The following is a 22,284-nucleotide window of genomic DNA, read 5'->3' on the forward strand; positions in this document are numbered from 1 at the left end:
CCAGTTAGCTTTTTTGTTCTCAAGATATCAGCCCTTTACACTTATGCTTTCAGAACAAAAATTTCGCATTTAAGAACATTGAACGCCTCTTTTTAACTGCACTCACTCGCAAAAATACGCATTCACGCGCTTAGCAACTACTTACACACGTAATGACTAATTATCATCTACACTAATAATAAACAGCATAGGCATGGAGAGCGTAGTTGTATGATCGTGGGTTGGTTTGACAATATATCCCTACAAAAAAAGCTATTGGTGAGTTTTTTAATTCCCATAACTTTGATGGTCATCGTCTCTTTCTCTGTGTATGAAAACACTCAATCTATTGTGAAAGATAACCATTGGGTTGTTCACACTCACAAAGCCATAGCCCGAGCTCAGGAACTACTCAACCTAGTTGTGGATATGGAAACCGGACAACGTGGCTACCTAATCACTGGCGATTCCGTATTTTTAGAGCCCTATCATCTAGCACTGGATGTTTGGCGTCAAAAAATGCAAAGCCTATTAACTCAAGTAAGTGACAACCCTCCTCAAGTAGAACGCCTCAAAAGAATCGATGATATTCATAAGACATGGCTAAAGGAGTCGGGTGAAAAAGAGAGCATGCAACGCAACCTCGTCAATAAAGGCGAAGCGGACATGCAAAGTGTCGTCAACCTCACTCAACAACAGACCGGAAAACAACTGATCGATAAAATCCGTAAAGAGATCGCTCAATTTATCGATATTGAACAACAACTGATCAGAGTCAGAGTCGATAAATCCGTTAACTCCGCCAACCAAACCACTTACGTACTGGTTGTCGGTACCCTGTTTTCAGCATTTATCTCATTGCTTGTGGCGGCGTGGTCATCAAACCGCATTAAACGAAGAATAGACATATTACTCGCAGCCGCAAACAAAGTTGCTGCCGGCCATTTAAAAGAAGGGGCATCGACCCTCAAACTTAGCTCAAACATTAACGCTCAAGACGAAGTTGCTCACCTTAGTCATAGCTTTCAAACAATGGCAACAAACCTGGTAAAAAACGACAATGAAATGCGAGCGAAAAACCAGGAGCTAATCGCTGAACGAACCAAAGCAGAAGCCGCAGTAAAAGCTAAGGGCGATTTTCTGTCTACCATGAGCCACGAGATCAGAACACCAATGAACGGCGTTCTTGGTATATCTCAGATCATTGCAAGCCAGACCCAAGAACCAGAGACAAAAGAGAACATCAACATCATTCTCGATTCTGGTCACCACTTAATGACGATACTCAACGACATTCTGGACTTCTCAAAAGTCGAAGAAAACAAGCTTGAACTTGACGTGGCACCTTTTAATTTTGTTCAAGTCATGCAACCTGTATGCAGCGCACTAAAACCCTTAGCCGATGAAAAAGGCATTCGCTTGTTGATCGAAAATAACATACCAAAAAACATCCAACTCGTCGGTGACTGTGCAAGGCTACGCCAAATCATGTTCAACTTAGGCGGCAATGCGACCAAGTTCACCAAAGAAGGTCATGTCTCCATACAAGCTGACCTCAACCGCCCCAACAACCAGCTGATTCTCACCGTAACAGACACCGGAGTTGGCATTCCTAAAGATAAGCACGAGCAAGTATTCAATTCGTTCGAACAAGCAGACACTTCGACAACAAGAAAGTTTGGCGGAACAGGGCTTGGCCTCGCAATCGTCAAGAACTTAGTCAAACTCATGAATGGGGATATCACATTAACCAGTGCTGTCGGGCTTGGCACAAAATTCCAAGTATCTCTACCTATGACATGGCAAGAAAGCAAAGCTAAGGACATCGCTATCCATGTAGTTGATGTAGAAACTCTCAGTTGTGACTCTTTAAACATCCTTTTGGTGGAAGATAACCGTATTAATGCAATTGTTGCACAAGGCTTCTGTGAAAAACTTGGCCATAGAGTCGATCATGCGGAGAACGGAAAATTGGCGATTGAACGTCTCAAAACCACTCAATATGACCTTATCTTGATGGACAATCATATGCCTGAAATGAACGGGGTCGAGACAACTAAGTACATCCGCGAAAAACTGAAACTCGATACCTTGATCTTCGCTTACACGGCCGATGTATTCCGCGAGGCTCATGACAACTTTATTCAGGCAGGTGTCGACCATATTCTGACTAAACCTCTACAGCAAGAGAGTTTTTTCGACGCCCTACAACAGTTCTCAAGTCGATTACCAAAACAAACAGCAACCAAAGGTTCGGGTGAGAATGAAAATATTGTCGAGCTTCATCGTAAGCCTATTGAAACATTAAGGTTAACGGAAGAAGAGATCAGCCATTCAGAAGTGATACAAATACTGAAAGACGATACGGAAGGGTTCAGCTTACTCATTGACTCAACCATTATTGAGTTCGAACAGTCGGTTGACCGCGTCATCGAATACTATTTAGCGAAGGAGTTAGAGCCACTTTGCCGCACCCTGCACTCCATTAAAGGCATGTCGCTAAACTTAGGCCTTAACATGCTATCTAAACAGGCATTGGAGCTAGAGGTACAGGCAAAAAATCAACAACTGCCTGATATTGAGTTACTCCAAAAACTGCTCAATCGCCTTATGGTCAATATCCATCAAGCTCAACGTATGAAAAACGCCCATTCAGTCGAGCATCATAATCCAATGAACGATCAAGCTTAAGCACGCTTCTTTCCCAAACTAAAACGCAAGGCGTAATAACCTTGCGTTTTTCGATCTTATACCGCGCTAGCCTTCATTCTAACGGTTTAACAGAGCGGTGATTTGCTGCATCTCATCTTCCATATCCATGCTTTTGTTTGTTTTTGTATTCAACTTCAAGCTGAATAAGCGTAATGCTGACATTATTCAAAATCGAATCCTTGTTAGGTATAGGTATTCATCGCATTTTCACAATCAACAACACCTTCATCGGCCAACTCAAATAAACGAGATAACACTCAGATTTTGCTGGTAAAAACAGAAAACACATTATATTTATCAATAATTCATGCGCACATTCACACTATTTATTATCTCTATTGATACGTAATCGTTAACTTTATAAATTAAATCGAATGCTCACATAAATCGGTTACGCTTCTCCAACTATGGATATCAAGTACCAAAATTTTGCCAAGACTTCATTTTACTTTGCCATTTCTTTCTTATTTTCCATGGCAATGCTCATTCCTTTTACACCGTATCACCACCAAACGTTAACCGAAGACACATCAAGGTTAGTCGAAACCAGGTTAGAAGGCATCCAATCAAGATTCGACCGTTTTTTATCTGAAGTGAGACCTGAACAGTCTTGCGACGAGATCGTTAGACAGCTTCGACAAAACGTTTTTGAAGCCGATTGGGTAAAAGAAGCAGCGGTATTCAATAAACAGAACCAGTTTTACTGTTCAACCACCGATGGTGACGTTTCATTTCGCCTATACAGCACCATCAGGCAGCGACTCAATGACGACCCGAATTTAACGACCCTGTCGTATTCCAACTCGGCCATCACTCAAGTTCAGTCCATCATGCTCATTTTCTCAAACAAAGAAGATGCCGGAGTGAGCCTGATGATTCCGCCACACTTCCTCTATGACCTTGTTGAAAAAAACCTTAACAGCCATGGAATACAGGCCAAAGTTGAAGTAATCAAAAGAGATATCCACCCTATTGATATCGACTCATCAGTCGCCAAGGTGCGGATACAATCAAACAGTTACCCGTTTACCATCACCTCATACATTGGGTATCAGTTTTATCTTCACTTCATGTTGAGCTATTTATGGTTTGGCTTTTTGATGGCCGGGATTACGACCATAATTCTTCTGTCTATCAAGCATAAAAAGCAGAGCCAACGTAGCTTAGAGTATTCACTTTCAAGTGCGCTAAAAAACCAACACCTTCATGTTCACATGCAGCCTATCGTTGACCAAAACACCAACGAGATAGTCGGCTGTGAGTCATTATTACGATGGAATGACCCAATTGAAGGTAACGTCTCCCCTGCTATTTTCATCCCGCTTGCTGAAAGCCTAGGGTTGATTGAGGAGCTCACCTACTTCGTGCTACGCAAAGTATTAGTGACATTGAAAAGCAATCAAGATGTGTTCGAATCAAAGTACATCAGCGTCAACATCAGCCGCAACGTTGTGTCCAACAGTAACTTCTCTAACAAGGTGATGAGCATCTTTAAAAGACACCCTGAGATTCTCAAGCAGGTGGTTTTTGAAGTAACCGAAGATGGTGAATGTTCTGATGCCGACATGGTAAAAATTAGAGACAACCTAACCAAGCTATCGAACATGGGCGTAAGAGTTGCGATTGATGATTTTGGTACAGGCTATGCGGGCTTAGACTTTGTGAGACAATTCCCGTTTAGCATTCTCAAGATCGATCGCGTGTTTGTGAAAAACATATCCGACGAATCAAGCCTTGGTATCCCTTTGCTGGAGTCCATGCTTCAGTTGTCCCGCACCTTAGGTATGCAAGTGATCGTCGAAGGGGTTGAGTACGAATCCCAAGTGAACATCTTGTCTAAACTGGGCGTCGACTATATCCAAGGCTTCTATTTTTATAAGCCGATGCCGATAAACCTGACTATCAGCTTACTCAAGCAACAGCATTTTGAGTCCGATAACGTCGAGGAACAAACCAACCAGACACTTCCTGTTACATAAGCCACTGAAAAACTGCGAAAGAAAACGCGAAGGCTATGGGTCTCCTTTGATGAACATTTAAATCATCGCATCATTGAATGCATCACAAGGGATATCATGGAAAAGACACTTCAAACCAAACTGGCGACTAGCCTACTACTGCTGAGAATCGGCATTTTTATCGTCTTCTTGTTCTGGGGCTTGGATAAGATCCTTGTCCCTGAGCACGCGACAAAAGTACTGTCTGGCTTTTACGGAATGGACATCTCGAACAATGCGATGATGGCTCTGGGTGTTGCTCAGCTCGGATTTTTAGGCGCATTCGTCGTAGGCATGTGGAAAAAGTACACCTACGGAGCCATTTTAGTCCTTCATGCAAGTTCAACCTTTTCCTCTTTTGGAAAATACATGGACCCGTTCAACAACCTACTATTCTTCGCCTCTTGGCCAATGCTCGCAGCCTGTATCGCGATCTTTTTACTTCGTGACTACGACACTTACAGCGTTTCCAACTAACACAAAGGGCGCCGTTATTGGCGCCCTCTTTGGTTATCTTGATTCTTAAACGTTTGTTATGGCGCTGAACTCGACGTTAGTTCTTGTATGTCAATTAGATCGACTTCCCTACCCAAGATTTGCTTGTACTCGACTAAGTGACGAACAGGGATTACTGGCAATATAATACCTTGATAGTCTTTTTCAACTGACGCTGAATAATCAATTTCAAGCTGGTACCATGAACCGTCTAAAGCCGATTGTATCTTTGTATTTTGAGATAAACCGATTTCAATTTTTTGATTTTGATAAACCAACTGAAAATACTCTAGATCCCAACCGTATTCAGTATAACGAGTTAACGGTTTAGATATAAATTGAGATACGTGAACCAGTATCTTGCTTGCGTCAGAGTTGTGGATATAAAGATCAATATCTGCAATTTCACGACTGCCACCATGAATAGTTGCAGCCAGTCCACCTACAATTTGGTACTCAATGCTTTCTGCATCCAAGAATTCTTTCAGCCACTTCAAGGCTACTTTCACTTTTTCACTCATCTAGTTCCCTTAGCTGAATTTAGCCCTGTGCCATAACGCATTAAGTGGTGAACAACGCGACCACCTGACCATAAACCTTGCCACCTTAAACACTAAAGCTAACCCAAACTGAAAATGCCGAGCTTTGGGAATCTGTCATGAACGCTTTGTTATATGCGTGGTGACATTGGCACGAAAGGTATTTCGCATATTTTTAAGTAAGGCTCCTCACCAAATGGAGACTCTGCTAATTCAATTTCTCCATGCGATGTATAAACGTCAAACAGCGCATTACTTTCCACTAAGTAACTTTCAAGTTCAGTGACTCTATCATTAGCACTACTGCACCCTCCGCGCTGCCCACCTTTGAAAGCTAAATAAATTTCATGCATCGACTTAACTGCAAGAGCACAATGAATCTGCTCATGTCGATAGAGCTTTTCTAGATATGGGCGAAACTCCTCCGCTGATTCAACTGAAGTCTTAGACATTTCGAACTTCGGAAGTGTATAAGTAACTTTCAGCTTAAATTCATTAATTTCACAAGTTTCATCATTCGTATTGAAGTCATATTTCCACGCGGTGTACCCGTCAAAGCCTTCATTTACGAGAAACTCAGGTCTAGCGTTAAATGAGCGTTCAATTTCTTCAACACTATCCCCGCTAACCTCATACACTTCAAATTTTTTCTGGAAGGGAAAATCCACCTTGACGTCAGCATCAGCCTGACTGGACGCCATTAAGCAACATATTGAAAGTACTATTTTTTTCATCATCTTCCTTGAAGCATATAGCGCCTTGCTAAGTTGCAGCTAACGAACACAACATTCAAGCAAAGCCACGTAATCACCAAACTCAACCAAACCAAAAGTGCCGAGCGTTAGCTGTCGACTTGAGCAATTTGTTATACCTATTGCTCGCTACTCATCGGATTTTTAAGGTACCCCGTCACTATCTCCAATGCTACTTCTGGTGATTTGTCAGCAATCTTGTCAATCATCTCCTTACCTTTTTGCTTCCAGTAAGAGTCCGTTAGATGAGCATATGACAGAGAAGCCGCTATTTCGCGCAAGTCTTGTAAACGATGTTTTACTCTGACATTAAGCCGAAGGTCTGTACGATCACAACATTCACCTTGACGCCCACATATGAACCAATGACCAGCGATATTATTGTCCAGAAACGTTATGGTCTTCATTTGCAGAATAGAGTGCTTACTCATGTTTTCTTCTCCATCAGCAAACACCGAAGATTGAGTATTTCTGTTATATTGATGGTCTTCAATTAGAGCCACTTCATCTTGCCAAGCCCCCCATTCGGAAATAAGCGAAGACATTTCAGATATCACCCAATCTTTTCTTGGGTTCGTAATTTCCAGATTCTGCATTGTTTCCTCTAAATAGGTATAACAGCTATATTAGACAGAATTTTGTCATTGAAACAATTCTGTCTAGTTTCCAAGACACACTACAGCTAGCCAAATAATTCATTTAATAACATCATCTTACCTACTTATCTTTGTATCAAACATGACAAAATGCAGAAAACTCACCAATATGTGAACAAATCGAAATTCAGACTATGAGTTGTCATAAGTTAAGAGTCGTATTCTCAAACAAAAACGCCGACGTGATTGTCGGCGCTTAACTTGGGGTATTAATAGGTTAGAGGTAGTCAGCTACTTTGCCATTGTACTCAAAAACTCGGCTTCGAACTCTTCATCGGCTTCTCGGGTTAAGCATTCCACCAGCCAGTCGATGCTTTCGTTATCGAGCTTACTGTTCACCACGAAAGCTTGCTTTACGCCAGACTGACCCAGCTTGGCAGAGCCGTAGTTCTTGAAGGATTTATTGCCGTGGTAATGAAGTGACTTGATTGCCTCCGCGTTAGGTTCAGGCAAGGCATCAAGGGTATTGGCAAGCTGAATCACCAACTCCATTGGGTTCTTGGACGATGAGATACGATACAGAAAGCCGCCCTCGACTCTTTGGCGCACCCAATAATCAAAACCGCTGCAATCCATCACTTTGTCACTGACCAATGCAGCTTCGCTGCGATAGCCACACGGCTCAACCACTACAGGTGTGTGTTTGAATTCTGGCTGACCAGAGGCTGCATCGGTATGAGGTAGGATCAGGTCACATGGTTTACTGTCTTTGGCGGTCGGGGCATTCCAATGGATAGGCATGAAGACTTGTTCGCGGCGCATCTCTTTGGTCACCACTAAGCGGGCTTGGCACTCCCCTTGTGCGCTGCGCACTTTCACCACTGAATTAATGGTGGCGTGGTTGAAGGCATCTAGCCCGAATTCATCCAAGTTCAGTTCTGAAACCGTATCTGGGTGCATGGCAACAAAAGGCTCTGGCGTGTGTTCACCCAAGCCTGCCGCTAAGCCTGTGCGGCTCATGGTGTGCCATTGGTCTCGGATTCGACCTGTGTTCATGATTAGTGGGAATTCAAGGCTGGTATCGGCAATCGGCTTGTCGTGCTCAACTGCGATAAACTGCGCTTTGCCTGATTCAGTAAAGAACTCGCCATTGGTGAACATGCGCTGCTCAATGATCTCTGGTTGATACTCTAATACTGGCCATTGCTGCGGAGTGAGTTCGCCATAGCCTTTCTCATCCAGTTGCGTGAGTCCAATTAAGCACAAGTCGCGCGTTTTACCTGTTTCATTGCCGAGTGCTGTCATCTCGCAATACTCTTTGAAGATCTCTCCTTCGTGGCGGTAATCAAACTGTTCATTGAATCCCATTTTTTGCGCGACTTCTTTTAATATCCACCAATCAGGTTTGGCTTCTCCTGGGCTTGGTAATATACGGCGCTGACGTGAGATGCGGCGCTCAGAGTTAGTCACGGTGCCCGACTTCTCGCTCCACCCTTGCGCGGGCAGTACCACATCAGCCAAGCGAGTGGTTTCCGTATCGGCAATACAATCAGACACCACCACAAATGGGCACTTCTCTAATGCCGCTTTGATCTTTTCGCTGTCAGGCAAGCTCACTACTGGGTTGGTCGCCATGATCCACACCGCTTTGATTTTGCCTTCATTCATAGCATCGAACAGGTCAATCGCTTTTAAACCTGCATGTGTGGCTAAGGTGTCGGTTTGCCAAAACTCGCTGACGGTTTGGTGTGATTGCGGGTCACCAAATTCAAAGTGCGCCGCTAAAGTATTAGCTAAACCGCCCACCTCACGTCCACCCATCGCATTTGGCTGACCCGTTACAGAAAATGGACCCATGCCCGGCTTACCGATTTTTCCGGTCGCTAAATGGCAGTTAATAATGGCGTTTACCTTGTCACACCCTTGTGTAGATTGGTTCACGCCTTGAGAGTAAATGGTCAGCACCTTCTCGTTCGATGCAAACAAACTGTAGAACTGTTTTAGCTGCGGCTCTGTTAAACCGGTGAGCTCAGGAACGCTTTTGTCGCCCCAGCCTGACTCGGTATAACGGTATTGAGTCGCAGATCGAATCGATTCAGTAAAGCCTTGAGTGTGGTTTTCTATGTAGTCTGAATCTAGCTTGTCGTTATCGTCAAGATAGCCTAATAAACCATTGAACAGTGCTACATCTGAGCCGGATTCCAATGCTAAGTGAATGTCTGCAATTTCGCAGGTGTCGGTATAACGCGGGTCGATGACGATAACTTTCAATGCAGGGTTGGCTTGTTTCGCGGCTCTTAATCTTTGGAAAAGTACCGGGTGACACCATGCTAGGTTGGAACCTGTAATCACGACTAAATCGGCTTGCTCGAGATCTTCGTAGCAAACCGGTACTGTGTCTGCGCCAAATGCTCGCTTATGCCCGACCACGGTTGAAGCCATACATAACCTAGAATTGCTGTCGATGTTGCCACTACCAATGAAGCCTTTCATCAGTTTATTGGCAACATAATAGTCTTCGGTAAGCAGTTGGCCAGACACATAAAACGCAACCGAATCGGACCCAAACTCTTCGATAGCTTGATTGAATTTATCTGCGACCAACTGAGTGGCACTGTTCCAATCTAACTCTTGTTTTTGTTTATTCTGAATATAAGCAGGCTGTGTAAGACGACCTAAAGGCGTGACGGTGTCGCCGAGCGCAACCCCTTTAGTGCATAGCTTTCCATAGTTTGATGGATGATCTTTATCACCACGCACTTCTAGTTTTCCTAGCGATGTCGGTCTCGCTTCTATTCCACAACCTACACCACAATAAGCACAGGTTGATTTTATCCAGCCGTTGTTTGAATCGGTCATCCGTTTCTCGCTCAATTACCCATAATTGTAATAACTTAAACCAAGCAAATAACACGCCACTTAATAACAGCCGATAGATTTGAAATATTTTCATTTAAAAACAACAGGTTAATAAAAGCATAAATATCAACAATGAACCAATCAGAATTTAGCTAGGATAAAAACTTAATTTTTGCACCATCTTGCAGAAAGTTGCACCACAAACGCTCATTTATATAAATCTAACAAAAAATTTACATACCACTTTAGGGGTAATTGCGTGCTAGCCATATTTTTTAAACTACTGAAAATTAAAATTTAATTTTTATTTAAATGAACGAACCGTAATCTGGCATCCTCCTTGCTCTACTAAAAACCAAGACTTAGAAAAAACATTTTTGTTTTTCTTGATGATTATGAATTGAGTGGAATCTCAACCCGGTATTCATCTGCTAATTACTAGAAATTAGATGCTAGTGATGGTGACGCCGAGAATAAGGAATGGACTATGAGCAAGAAGAAAATCGTCGTTGTTGGTAACGGCATGGTTGGACACAAATTTATCGACAACATCCTGCAATCAGAGAGTGATGAGTTTGATGTTATTACTTTTAGTGAAGAACCAAGGCTGGCCTACGACCGTGTTCAGCTGACGGCTTACTTTAATGGTAAAAGCGCTGATGACCTGTCATTGACCAGTGAAGAATATTACCAAAGCAACGGCGTGAACTACTTGTTGAACCAAAAGGTTGCCAAGCTAGACACCGCCAATCAACAAGTCATCACTGAAAGTGGTCATGTTGAAAGTTACGACAAGCTAATCTTGGCGACGGGCTCTTTCCCTTTTGTTCCCCCTATTCCCGGTAACGACCAAGAACACTGTCACGTTTATCGCACCATCGAAGACTTAGACGCCATTGAGCTCTCAAGTAAAGGTAGCAAATCGGGCGTGGTGATTGGTGGTGGCCTGCTGGGCTTAGAAGCCGCAAACGCAGTCAAAAACCTTGGTTTGGAAACCCATGTGGTTGAATTCGCGCCTCGCCTAATGGCCGTTCAATTAGATGACGGTGGCGGTGCCCTACTGCGCAGAAAGATTGAAGACCTTGGTGTGCAAGTTCATACCGAGAAAGCGACCTCGGAAATAGTCGACGGTGAAAACGCTCGCTACCGTATGAACTTCGCCGATGGCACCCATTTAGAAACCGATATGATCGTGTTCTCTGCCGGTATTCGCCCTCAAGATGAGCTAGCAAGAAGCTCTGATGTCGAGATTGGCGAACGTGGCGGTATCGTGATCAACAATCACTGCCAAACCAATATCGACAACGTCTATGCCATTGGTGAATGTGCACTTTGGGATAACAAGATTTTTGGCTTAGTCGCTCCCGGTTATTCGATGGCAAAAATTGCAGCTTCGCATATTGTCTCTGATGGTACTGACGACGCTGCATTCACGGGCGCTGACATGAGCACTAAGCTCAAGCTGCTTGGCGTCGATGTTGCCAGTATTGGCGAAGTACACGGCAAGACGGAAGGCGCTCAATCGTATACCTACAACGATGAAATTGAACAAGTTTATAAGCGCCTGATCATTTCGGCTGACGGCACAAAGATTGTTGGTGCAGTACTGGTCGGTGACGCAGAAGCCTACGGCTCGCTACTGCAAATCAAGCAAAACGATATGCCCCTTCCTGAAAACCCATCCGTGCTGATTTTACCTAACGTGGCCGATGATTCTGGCTCCGCTATGGGTGTTGAAGCTCTGCCTGATAGCGCTGTGATCTGTTCATGTTTTGATGTGACCAAAGGCGACATTAAAGACGCAGTATCTGCTGGCTGCACCACGATGGCGGCTCTAAAAGAAACCACCAACGCTTCAACTGGTTGTGGTGGTTGTTCTGCCCTGGCTAAACAAGTTCTCGATAGCGAACTGAGTAACCTAGGTGTGGAAGTCTCTAACGATATCTGTGAGCACTTTGCTTATTCTCGCCAAGAGCTGACTGACATCATCCGCGTCAACAAAATCAAGACCTTCGATGAGCTGTTAGATTCTCATGGAAACGGATTGGGTTGTACTGTGTGTAAACCCGCCGTCGGTTCGATTCTGGCTTCGTACTGGAACGATTACATCCTTGAAGATCAACATATCGAGCTACAAGACACCAACGACATCTATCTTGGCAACATGCAAAAAGACGGCACCTACTCTGTGGTTCCACGTATTGCTGGCGGTGAAATCACACCAGATAAATTGATCGTGCTTGGCGAAGTCGCTAAAGAGTTCGACCTGTATACCAAAATCACAGGTGGCCAACGTGTCGACTTGTTTGGCGCACAGCTTAACGAACTGCCTATCATCTGGAAAAAGCTGATTGACGCAGGTTTTGAAACGGGCCACGCCTACGGTAAATCGGTTCGTACCGTGAAATCGTGTGTCGGTAGCACTTGGTGTCGATACGGTGTCGACGACAGTGTCGGCTTAGCGATTCGACTTGAAAACCGCTACAAAGGCCTGCGTTCACCACACAAGATTAAGTTTGCGGTTTCAGGCTGTACTCGTGAATGTGCAGAAGCCCAATCAAAAGACTTTGGCATTATCGCTACCGACAAAGGTTGGAACCTCTACATCTGTGGTAACGGTGGTATGCGCCCTCGCCATGGTGACCTATTCGCCACTGATTTAGACGAAACCACCCTCCTTAAATACATCGACCGCGTTTTGATGTTCTACACCCGTACCGCAGACCGCCTACAGCGTACATCGGTATGGATGGAGAACCTCGAAGGCGGCATTGAATACCTCAAGCAAGTCGTGATTGAAGACAAGCTCAACGTAGCTGAAGAACTCGAAGCTGACATCGCACTCAATATCGAGAAGTACCAGTGTGAATGGAAAACTACCATTGAAAACCCTGAGAAGATGAAGCGCTTCCAGCACTACATCAACAGTGAAGAAATGGACACTAGTCTCTCTTTCATCAAAGAGCGAGAGCAACGTTTTCCTAAGCCGAGCTTGAGTGATGCTTCGAATTCAAAACGCGATGAAAAGCTCGCTAAAGCAGACCAAATCGAAGTGACTGAGGTTTCATAAATTTCATCAGGTTCATCAATAAAAAAATAAAAAACTCAATTTTAGACTAGGAGAAAGTCATGGAAAATTGGACAACCGTATGTAGCACCCGGGACTTAACCCCAAATGGGGGGATTTGCGCCAAAGTAGACGATAACCAAGTGGCTATTTTTTACTGCAAGCGCAGCGACACGCTTTATGGGCTCTCTAATTACGACCCTATCGGCAAAGCGAATGTGATGTCACGTGGTATAATTGGTTCATTAAGCGGTGAGCCTTACGTAGCCTCACCCTTATACAAGCAGCATTTCCACTTAGAAACTGGCGCGTGCCTTGAACAACCAGAACTCAAGCTCATGAAATTTGAAGTTCGCAAGCAAGGTGAACATGTACAAGTTCTCGCACCTCTTGCTATCGCCAGTTAATAAACAGCCGACATCATCCTGCAAACGCTTTAAAGCGTGAGCAATTTCGGCATAGGGTTTAGCCACATGAATGCGTTCGAATTTCGGAAGTAACGCACGAGCTAAAACCGGGTAATTTTCCAGATTTAAAGGATTTAAACCATGGATAACACAAAATTTTCGCTGCTTTCATTTACGGGTAAGATGAAAACCTTACACCTAAGTTGGATGGCATTTTTTATCACCTTTGTTGTATGGTTCAACTTTGCTCCACTACTGCAAATGGTAAAAACCTCGCTTGGTCTTTCCACTGAAGAGATCAAAACACTCCTTATTCTCAACGTTGCCTTAACCATTCCGGCACGTGTCGCAATAGGCATGCTAACCGACAGATACGGCCCAAGGTTGGTCTACTCTTCACTACTCGCGGTCTGTTCTATCCCTTGTTTTATGTTTGCTCTGGCAGACTCTTTCATTCAAGCGGCGATTGCACGTTTCCTATTAGGTTTCATCGGTGCTGGCTTCGTGGTTGGTATTCGTCTTGTGTCTGAGTGGTTCCCACACAATGAATTGGGTACAGCTGAAGGCATTTATGGTGGCTGGGGTAACTTCGGTTCAGCAGCTGCAGCATTCACGCTTCCAACTCTCGCTCTAGCTTTTGGTGGTGAAGACGGCTGGCGTTATGCGGTCGGTATTACTGGCGCAATGAGCTTAGCGTTCTCGTTTATCTTCTACAAAAACGTGTCAGATACACCAAAAGGTTCGACTTACTTCAAGCCTGCTCAAGTAACGGCGATGGAAGTGACATCAAAGGGTGACTTTTTCTTCCTACTTATTATGAAGATCCCAATGTATGCCGCTTTAGCACTACTGACTTGGAAGCTATCACCAAGCAACATCAACATGTTGTCTGACATGGCAGTTTACTCTGTGTATGCAGGTTTGGCTGCGCTTTACGTGTACGAAGTGTCGCAAGTTTGGAAAGTAAACAAGAACGTATTTAAAGAAGAAGTGCCAGAGATTCACCAGTACAAATTCAAGCAAGTTGCGGTACTTAACGTATTGTACTTCGCGACATTTGGTTCTGAGCTAGCGGTAGTTTCTATGTTGCCTCTGTTCTTCTCTGAAACCTTTGAATTAACACCAGTTCTTGCTGGTATGGTTGCGTCAGCTTATGCCTTTATGAACCTAATGTCTCGCCCAGGTGGTGGTTGGATTTCAGATAAATTCGGTCGTAAACCAACACTGCTTATTCTAACGATTGGTCTTGCTATGGGTTACTTCGCAATGGGTCAAGTTGACAGCACATGGCCTGTATGGCTAGCGGTTGTCGCGGCGATGGCGTGTTCTTTCTTCGTACAAGCGGGTGAAGGTGCAGTATTCGCAACGGTACCTCTAATCAAGCGTCGTATGACAGGTCAGATTGCAGGTATGACGGGTGCTTACGGTAACGTGGGGGCGGTAGTTTACCTAACCGTGCTGTCATTCGTAAGTTACCAAACCTTCTTCTTAGTAATTGCAGGAACAGCGGTACTCGGCTTCGTTACTCTGATGTTCATGGAAGAGCCTAACGGCCAAATTGCTGAAGTGAATGACGACGGTAGCGTGACCTTGATTAACGTATCGAGCTAACCACTCATTGAATCGGGAGAAGCACCAAGGTTGGTATCACCGCTTTGGTGCTTCGTTCAGAGGCTCTACGTTCACTAGAGCTTTTGTTCTTCCGAGGATGTTCTGTCAAGGAAGCGGAAAGAAGAGCAGTTAAGAAGAAGACCAGTTATGACAATTTCATTCAGCCAAGGGCAAATCATCTCGCCAGAATCAAACAACCAGTTAACGCTTAAGTTTGGTGGTTATTCGAATCAAGGCGTACGTGATGAAAACCAAGATGCCATCATTGTAAAACACCCCAGAACTCGCGCGGAACAAGAGTTGAAAGGCAGTGTTGCCTGCATAGCAGACGGCGCAAGTTGCAGTGAGCATGGCCAGAAAGCCAGTCACACCAGCGTGATGCAGTTTATCGACGACTATTACGCCACTCCCCAAAGCTGGAGCATTCAACGCTCGGCACAGAAAGTCTTAACTTCACTCAATTCTTGGCTCTTCAACACGTCTGTTTCTAATATTCATCCCGCACAACAAGTGAACCACAATGCCCTCGTTTCGACGTTCAGCAGCGTGATACTCAAATCGAACACCGCGCATATATTCCATGTTGGCGATAGTCGTATTTATCTATTGAGAGATGGAGAATTACGCCAACTGACACGCGATCACACGCGTAAAAATATGGGGCAGAAGCATTATCTAACACGTGCCTTAGGCATGGACAACCAACTCAACGTTGACTATCAAACCCTGCCTATCAAGAAAAACGACTGCTTTATCCTGACATCTGATGGGGTGCATGAGTTTGTCTCCCCCAACACCTTCAAGGAACACATCAATAAGCCTGGAGCGGATTTCGAATACGCAGCACAAACCATCTGTAACACTGCTTTAAGCCACAATAGCTCAGACAACGTGAGCTGCTTGATTGTGCAAGTCAGTCATCTGCCTAAACCTTCGCTCATTGAATTCCATGAAAAGCTGGCTAAACGCGCGATTCCACCAGCGCTAAAACTTGGCCAAAGCATCGACAACTTTATGGTCCTTGAGGTGTTATATGCAGGCTCCAGAAGCCATGTGTATCGTGTGATGCAGAAAGAGACCCAAACCGAGTTCGTGCTGAAAGTCCCTTCCGTTCAGTATCACGATAGCCCTTCGCAACTTCGTGCCTTCTTTAATGAACAATGGGCGGGGATCTTGTTAAAAAATAAGAGAGTAATGAAGGTTTACCCGACGCCAGAGAACTCGCAATTCTTATATCAAATCTGTGAGTGGGTAGAAGGCATCACGCTAAGACAATGGATGTACGACAATCCAAAGCCTTCACTCAAACAAGTTCGTGAGATATTAGAAAAGATCACACAGGGCATTCGCGTATTACAACGTGCAGACATGGTGCACCGAGACTTAAAGCCCGAGAACATCATGATTCAGCATGATGGTGAGGTAAAAATCATCGACCTTGGTGCGGTGTTAGTAAGAGGCCTTGAAGAGGGAGAACACTCAGAACAAGACTCGACACCACTGGGCGCGGTGAATTACATCGCACCGGAAACCATTAAGCACAACACGGCCACCACAAGCTCGGATCTGTTCTCTATCGCAGTGATCGGCTATGAGATGCTGACAGGCGAACTGCCCTACTCTGAAATGACGGCACAATCGCTCAAGCAATCTCGTCATCATCAGTGGGAATACCAACCACTCACGCAAAAGCGTGCTGATATACCGGCTTGGGTGGATTTGGTGTTACAAAAAGCCTGCGCGGAATCGCCAAGCGAGCGCCATCAAGTGTTGGGGGATTTTGTGGCAGACCTTTACACACCAAACCAAAGCTTGGTGAAAAGCAAAGCCAAACAACCTTTGATAAACCGAAACCCTATCCAGTTTTGGAAAGTGTTGGCTTTGTTGCTCGGCATTGTTGCCATTGTAGAAATGGGCTTATTGCTTGGTTCTAGTTAACGGTTAAGCTCTGAATAATGGTTAAATGAAAGCTAGCCTCGTTTTACTAAGCTTCTCGGCACTAACTCAATACCAGCTTGATAGCGCTTAGCTGACGCGTTCAAAGCAAGTGCAAAAGCGCTGTCGGCAATCACTTCGAATTGCTGAGGTAGTGAATGGACTTTAAAAGGTAAGAAATCCAATAAACGGTTATCACCAAAGGTTGCTAGCTTCACCTGGTTGATCAGCTCTGGCTTTTCGACCATCACATCCAATACACCTTCTAGTAAGGTGTAAGACATAGTGACAATCGCATCGGGAACCGTGCCTTTTGCAATCCACTCTTCAAAAACCTCGCGTCCAGATTCTCTGTCAAAGTGCTCACCATAACCCACAACCATCGGCTTGTTTTCTGCTCGCCTTGTTTGTTGTGTGTGGGCTTTATTTGCCGCTTCAAAACCTAACTGACGTTCACGTGAGATATTTAAATCAGGTAGTGCGCCTATCAAGCCAACACTATGAATACTGTCATCAAGAATCGAATGAGTCAGTTCAAATGCGGCTTCGAAATCTTCACTGATTACACAAGCAAAATGCTCATCATCTAACGGACGGTCAATCGCAATCACAGGCGTGCCCGAACTTTGCAGCTTTAAGTAAAACTCATTGGCGTCTGGCATTGAGCTCGCAACAAGCAAGGCATCGATACGACGGCTCACCAACGCTTCTGCTACTTTGCGTTCGGTTTCAGCATCATCATCAGAGCAACCAATCAGGATTTGATAGCCCACTTTACGTGAGTTCTGCTCGATCAGTTTTGCTAAACGCGCGTAACTGCTGTTTTCCAGATCAGGAATAATCAAACCAAATGAACGGCTATTACCAGCACGCAGCGACGAAGCAGCATGGTCTGGTCGGTAGTTATATTCTTCCACAACCGCCATGACTTTCTGCTGAGTCTTTTCACTGATTCTGTATTTCTGCGCCTTGCCGTTGATGACATAACTGGCCGTGGTTTTCGACACACCGGCTAGTTTGGCAATTTCATCTAGTGTCATATGGGTGACCTGTATTTTGTGCGTAGGATCATATAACCAATCTTCTGATCCTTGGATTAGTTGAATTATATGCTGAATCGATTCAGTATAAAAGCTGAAAGGATTCAGCAAAATCTGAAAAGTGACTTCAATCATCCTTTTGAATGGATTGAGCGTCATTTGTCGTGATTCGATTTCTCGTTATTAAGGAAACTGAAATTACGACACGCAGCAAAACTATTTTGGTTAACAGAATTGGCTTTGCTGAATTTTTTTACATTGAATGCTGAACCGATTCAGCAAGCATAAAGCAAAGAGTTAAGCTCCATGAATCTTGCTCTAGACTGAATCGTAGCGATACACAAATTCTCAAGCGATACGCTAAAGAGGCACCATGCTTAAATTATCAAAATCTGACATCACTCTTGGTCAAACGGCCGATGACAAATTCAAAGCTATCCAGAACATTGCTGGCGACCTAACCGCGAAAGGCTTAGTTGACTCTGGCTACGTTGAAGGAATGCTGAACCGTGAAAACCAGAACTCTACGTTCCTAGGTAACGGCATCGCGATTCCTCACGGAACCACTGACACTCGTGGCCTAGTGAAAGAGACAGGCGTTGCGGTACACCACTTCCCTGAAGGTATTGATTGGGCAGACGGCAACCGTGTTTACGTAGCTATTGGTATTGCCGCAAAATCTGACGAGCACTTAGGCATCCTTAAGCAATTAACGAAAGTGCTAGCAGCAGACGGTGTTGAAGAGAAATTAAAGCAAGCGAAATCAGAAGACGAAATCATCGCCCTACTTAACGGCGAAGTTCAACTAGAAGCAGACCTAGACGCTTCTTTAGTTCAGCTACTGTTCCCTGCGAGCGACATGGTTCAAATGTCGGCAGTGGCGGGCGGCCTACTTAAGAACACAGGTTGTACAGACAACGCATTCGTTGCTGACCTAGTAACAAAAACACCGACTCACCTAGGCCAAGGCCTGTGGTTATTAGGCAGTGATAAAGGCGTAACTCGCACTGGCGTATCGTTTGTATCAACAGCCAACCATTGTGAGTACGAAGGCACACCTGTTAAAGCACTTGTTGCATTCGCCGCTTGTAACAGCGCGCACCAATCTATTCTGGCAAACCTAAGCAAGATGGTTTTCGAAGGTAAACAGCAACAACTGTTAACCGCTGATATTGCACAAGTGATTGGCCTTCTAAAAGGCGAAGCGGTATCTACAGCGTCTCAAGACGATGACAACTGCGCAGTATTCAAAATCAAAAACGCACACGGCCTACACGCTCGCCCGGGTGCAATGTTGGTTGCTGAAGCGAAGAAATTCGAATCAACAATCCGCGTTTCAAACCTAGATGGCGACGGAAAAGAAGTAAACGCGAAGAGCTTGATGAAAGTAATCGCACTTGGCGTTAAACACGGCCACCAGCTTCAGTTTGTTGCTGAAGGTGACGATGCAGCACAAGCACTTGAATCGATTGGTAAAGCTATCGCTTCAGGCCTTGGCGAAGGTTAAGGAATCGATATGTCTAATAAACAAATCAAAGCCGTTACCGTTACGCTAAACCCTGCTCTCGACCTGACTGGCGCTATCGACGCACTTAACGTGGGTTCAGTAAGCCTAGTAAACAAAGGCTCTCTGCATGCAGCGGGCAAAGGCGTAAACGTAGCAAAAGTACTTTCAGAGCTTGGTGCGAAAGTGACCGTGACAGGCTTCCTTGGTCGCAATAACGAAGAAGCGTTCTGCCAACTGTTCGAACAAATGGGCGCAACTGACCGCTTTATCCGTGTCGACGGTGCGACTCGCATCAACGTGAAATTAGTAGAGAACTCAGGCCAAGTAAGCGACATCAATTTCCCAGGTGTTCCTGTTGATACAGACGCGATTAAAGCGTTTGAAGAAACCTTGTTAGAACTGGCTGAAACGCACGATTACTTCGTGATTGCAGGCAGCTTGCCACAAGGTATCTCCCCTGAGCTTTGCGCTTCTTGGGTACAACGCTTGCGTGACCTAGATAAAAAGGTGCTGTTCGACAGCAGCCGTGACGCACTTAAAGCCGGTATCAATGCACAGCCTTGGTTAATTAAGCCAAATGATGAAGAGCTGTCTCAGCTTTTCAACGCAGAACTGACAACACGTGACCAATGCCAACACGCAGGCCAAGCCCTAAGTGAAAAAGGCATCGATAACATCGTGGTATCACTTGGCGCAGAAGGCGTGATGTGGCTTAACCAAAGTGAATGGTTACATGCTCAACCGCCGCGTATGCAAGTGGTGAGCACGGTAGGCGCAGGTGACACATTAGTCGCAGGCCTATGTTGGGGTCACATGCAACAAATGCCAAAACCAGAACTTATTAAATTCGCCACTGCCCTATCTGCTCTAGCAGTTTCACAGGTAGGCGTGGGCATCACCAGCCAACAAGAGCTGGATTCAGTACTACAAAATATCCAATTACAGTCGCTTAGTGCTCCAACTAGCCAGTTAGACATAAGCAAATAGGACAAAAGGTTTATTATGAATATTACCATTATCACAGCTTGCCCTAGTGGCGTAGCAAACAGCATCATCGCCGCAGGCTTGTTAGAGCAAGCGACAAAAGCACTGGGTTGGAACGCCGCTATTGAATGTCAATCAAGCGTGCTACCTGACTCAACCGTATCGCAAGACACCATCGACAGCAGCGACGTTGTGGTTATCGCAGCCAACACCAACGTTGATAAAGCGCGCTTTGTCGGCAAGAAAGTGTACCAAGCGGCTATCTCTGAATGCACTGCAGATGCAAAAGCATTTCTAGAGAAAGCGGCAGCAGAAGCAACAGTATTAGACGCTTCTCAAGTTGCAAGCACTGTTGAAGTGACCGGTACTTCTCCAGCAACAGGCAGCAAAAAAATCGTAGCGATTACCGCTTGTCCGACTGGCGTTGCACACACCTTTATGGCGGCTGAAGCGCTTGAAGCAGAAGGCAAACGCCTAGGTCACGAAATTAAAGTAGAAACTCGTGGCTCTGTAGGTGCGAAAAACCAACTGACAGACCAAGAAATCGCAGACGCTGATCTTGTTATCATCGCAGCAGATATCGACGTTCCACTGGATCGTTTTAACGGCAAAGCGCTATACAAAACAACAACAAGCCCTGCTTTGAAGAAAACAAAGCAAGAGATGGAAAAAGCATTTGCAGAAGCTAAACCATACCAACACACAGCTTCTTCAAATTCAGCGCCTGCTGACGAGAAGAAAGGCGTGTACAAGCACCTAATGACAGGTGTATCGCACATGCTTCCTGTAGTTGTTGCGGGTGGTTTGATCATCGCTCTTTCTTTCGTATTCGGTATCGAAGCGTTTAAAGAAGAAGGCACACTAGCAGCAGCACTGATGACTATCGGTGGTGGTTCTGCATTCGCTCTAATGATTCCTGTTCTTGCTGGTTTCATTGCATTCTCAATTGCTGACCGTCCGGGTCTGGCTCCAGGTCTAATCGGCGGTATGTTGGCTAGCTCAACGGGCGCAGGTTTCCTAGGTGGTATCGCAGCGGGTTTCATTGCCGGTTACGCAGCGAAATTCATTGCCGACAAGGTTCAACTTCCACAATCCATGGAAGCCCTCAAGCCAATCCTGATCATTCCGTTTATCGCGAGTTTGTTCACTGGTTTGGTGATGGTTTACATCGTGGGTGGCCCTGTTTCTGGCGTGATGAGCGCAATGACAACTTTCCTAAACAACATGGGAACGTCTAATGCGATTCTTCTGGGTGTTATTCTAGGCGCTATGATGTGTTTCGACCTTGGTGGCCCTGTAAACAAAGCAGCTTACACATTCGGTGTTGGTCTGCTGGCTTCGCAAACTTACGCACCAATGGCAGCAATCATGGCAGCAGGTATGGTTCCAGCTCTAGGTATGGGCCTTGCGACTTTCCTAGTGAAAGACAAGTTTGAAGCAGGCGAGCGTGAAGCGGGTAAAGCATCATTCGTTCTTGGCTTATGCTTCATATCTGAAGGTGCAATTCCATTCGCAGCGAAAGATCCAATGCGTGTTATCCCAGCTTGTATGGCAGGTGGTGCACTAACGGGCGCTCTATCAATGATGTTCGGTGCACAGCTTATGGCTCCACACGGCGGTCTATTCGTACTACTGATTCCTGGCGCTATCTCTCCAGTACTTATGTACCTAGTGGCGATTGCAGCAGGTACAGCGGTAACAGGCTTTGGTTACGCTGCTCTTAAAAAGATGAGCGATTCTAAAGTGACTGCAGAGGCTTAATCCCCCTACTCTGTTTAGATGATAAACAGAGACTCTTGATAAA

15 protein-coding genes are annotated in these 22,284 nt (G+C 45.0%); 10 read left to right on the top strand and 5 right to left on the bottom strand.

The window, feature by feature from the left end; genetic code table 11:
• Positions 1 to 210 precede the first annotated feature (210 nt).
• The 3 genes from OQJ75_RS05895 (at position 211) to OQJ75_RS05905 (ending at position 5,165) form a co-directional block, all read left to right on the top strand.
• A complete protein-coding gene (locus OQJ75_RS05895; RefSeq protein WP_265971943.1) occupies positions 211 to 2,670 on the top strand; it encodes a hybrid sensor histidine kinase/response regulator in 2,460 nt (819 codons plus the stop codon).
• A 428-nt stretch (positions 2,671 to 3,098) separates the two neighbouring features.
• Entirely contained in the window at positions 3,099 to 4,670 is a 1,572-nt protein-coding gene (locus OQJ75_RS05900) for an EAL domain-containing protein (protein WP_265971941.1), read from the top strand.
• A gap of 96 nt (positions 4,671 to 4,766) precedes the next feature.
• Positions 4,767 to 5,165: a hypothetical protein gene (locus tag OQJ75_RS05905; protein ID WP_265971939.1), complete on the top strand. Its 399-nt coding sequence runs from the start codon at positions 4,767 to 4,769 to the stop codon at positions 5,163 to 5,165.
• 56 nt (positions 5,166 to 5,221) lie between these two features.
• On the opposite strand, the gene OQJ75_RS05910 is transcribed toward OQJ75_RS05905, so the two are convergent.
• From OQJ75_RS05910 to OQJ75_RS05925, 4 genes are all read right to left on the bottom strand, one after another.
• Entirely contained in the window at positions 5,222 to 5,704 is a 483-nt protein-coding gene (locus OQJ75_RS05910; RefSeq protein ID WP_248393114.1) for a MazG-related protein, read from the bottom strand.
• 149 nt (positions 5,705 to 5,853) lie between these two features.
• Entirely contained in the window at positions 5,854 to 6,456 is a 603-nt protein-coding gene (locus OQJ75_RS05915) for a DUF922 domain-containing protein (RefSeq protein WP_265971938.1), read from the bottom strand.
• A 137-nt stretch (positions 6,457 to 6,593) separates the two neighbouring features.
• Positions 6,594 to 7,070 carry a hypothetical protein gene (locus OQJ75_RS05920; protein ID WP_265971936.1) on the bottom strand — a complete coding sequence of 159 codons (477 nt, stop codon included), beginning with the start codon at positions 7,068 to 7,070 and terminating at the stop codon, positions 6,594 to 6,596.
• Between the two features lie 291 nt (positions 7,071 to 7,361).
• Entirely contained in the window at positions 7,362 to 9,944 is a 2,583-nt protein-coding gene (locus OQJ75_RS05925; protein WP_265971935.1) for a molybdopterin oxidoreductase family protein, read from the bottom strand.
• A 472-nt stretch (positions 9,945 to 10,416) separates the two neighbouring features.
• Between OQJ75_RS05925 and nirB the strand changes: the two genes are divergently transcribed.
• From nirB to OQJ75_RS05945, 4 genes are all read left to right on the top strand, one after another.
• Entirely contained in the window at positions 10,417 to 12,999 is a 2,583-nt protein-coding gene (gene nirB / locus OQJ75_RS05930; protein ID WP_265971934.1) for a nitrite reductase large subunit NirB, read from the top strand.
• Between the two features lie 59 nt (positions 13,000 to 13,058).
• Positions 13,059 to 13,403 carry a nitrite reductase small subunit NirD gene (nirD, locus tag OQJ75_RS05935; protein WP_102315612.1) on the top strand — a complete coding sequence of 115 codons (345 nt, stop codon included), beginning with the start codon at positions 13,059 to 13,061 and terminating at the stop codon, positions 13,401 to 13,403.
• Positions 13,404 to 13,544: 141 nt separating this feature from the next.
• Positions 13,545 to 15,014, top strand: coding sequence for a NarK family nitrate/nitrite MFS transporter (locus OQJ75_RS05940; RefSeq protein WP_265971932.1), 1,470 nt, complete (start codon positions 13,545 to 13,547; stop codon positions 15,012 to 15,014).
• 147 nt (positions 15,015 to 15,161) lie between these two features.
• Positions 15,162 to 16,952, top strand: coding sequence for a bifunctional protein-serine/threonine kinase/phosphatase (locus OQJ75_RS05945; protein WP_265971931.1), 1,791 nt, complete (start codon positions 15,162 to 15,164; stop codon positions 16,950 to 16,952).
• A 32-nt stretch (positions 16,953 to 16,984) separates the two neighbouring features.
• Here OQJ75_RS05945 and cra read toward each other — a convergent pair whose 3' ends face one another.
• Positions 16,985 to 17,989: a catabolite repressor/activator gene (cra, locus tag OQJ75_RS05950; protein ID WP_265971930.1), complete on the bottom strand. Its 1,005-nt coding sequence runs from the start codon at positions 17,987 to 17,989 to the stop codon at positions 16,985 to 16,987.
• A gap of 373 nt (positions 17,990 to 18,362) precedes the next feature.
• On the opposite strand from cra, the gene fruB reads away from it, so the two are divergent.
• Genes fruB through fruA form a run of 3 tightly spaced genes read left to right on the top strand, consistent with a single transcriptional unit; the run spans position 18,363 to position 22,241 of the window.
• Positions 18,363 to 19,496, top strand: a complete 1,134-nt coding sequence (gene fruB, locus OQJ75_RS05955) for a fused PTS fructose transporter subunit IIA/HPr protein (RefSeq protein WP_136996423.1) — start codon at positions 18,363 to 18,365, stop codon at positions 19,494 to 19,496.
• 9 nt (positions 19,497 to 19,505) lie between these two features.
• The gene (pfkB, locus tag OQJ75_RS05960) at positions 19,506 to 20,483 is read left to right on the top strand and encodes a 1-phosphofructokinase (protein WP_265971928.1); all 978 of its coding nucleotides are present in this window, start codon (positions 19,506 to 19,508) and stop codon (positions 20,481 to 20,483) included.
• 15 nt (positions 20,484 to 20,498) lie between these two features.
• On the top strand, positions 20,499 to 22,241 hold the full coding sequence (gene fruA, locus OQJ75_RS05965) for a PTS fructose transporter subunit IIBC (RefSeq protein ID WP_248393093.1): 1,743 nt from the start codon (positions 20,499 to 20,501) through the stop codon (positions 22,239 to 22,241).
• Positions 22,242 to 22,284 lie beyond the last annotated feature (43 nt).

Source organism: Vibrio sp. 14G-20, assembly GCF_026241515.1.
Lineage (GTDB): Bacteria > Pseudomonadota > Gammaproteobacteria > Enterobacterales > Vibrionaceae > Vibrio.